The sequence below is a fragment of the Geobacillus sp. DSP4a genome (assembly GCF_013096875.1).
GTDB classification, from domain to species: domain Bacteria; phylum Bacillota; class Bacilli; order Bacillales; family Anoxybacillaceae; genus Geobacillus; species Geobacillus thermophilus.
This window is the reverse complement of sequence record NZ_SDLD01000302.1, coordinates 1-231: the sequence shown is the minus strand read 5'-3', so window position 1 is coordinate 231 and position 231 is coordinate 1. Positions and strand designations below refer to the sequence as shown.

The following is a 231-nucleotide window of genomic DNA, read 5'->3' as shown; positions in this document are numbered from 1 at the left end:
GATTGCCCTGCAGTCGCGGGGATGGCCTCGGGTGATCAACACGTTGGCCACGACGTGCCTGTTATACGGGTATCAGCTGAAAAAGGACGCCATTGACGAAGAAATGGTGCGCATGGCCGCAGAGGAAATGGGGTATTAGCACGAAAGGGGCCGAATCGGCCTCTTTTGTGCTTTCTCTTTTCCATCGGTCCATCAGGCGCGCTGGAAATCTTCATCTGAAAGAGCGTGCAA

General features: G+C 54.5%; 1 pseudogene. It reads left to right on the top strand.

The annotated features are described in order from the left end of the window. Positions 1 to 139, top strand: a pseudogene (locus tag ETC02_RS17435) (AAA family ATPase); the annotation flags it as partial. Positions 140 to 231: the final 92 nt, after the last annotated feature.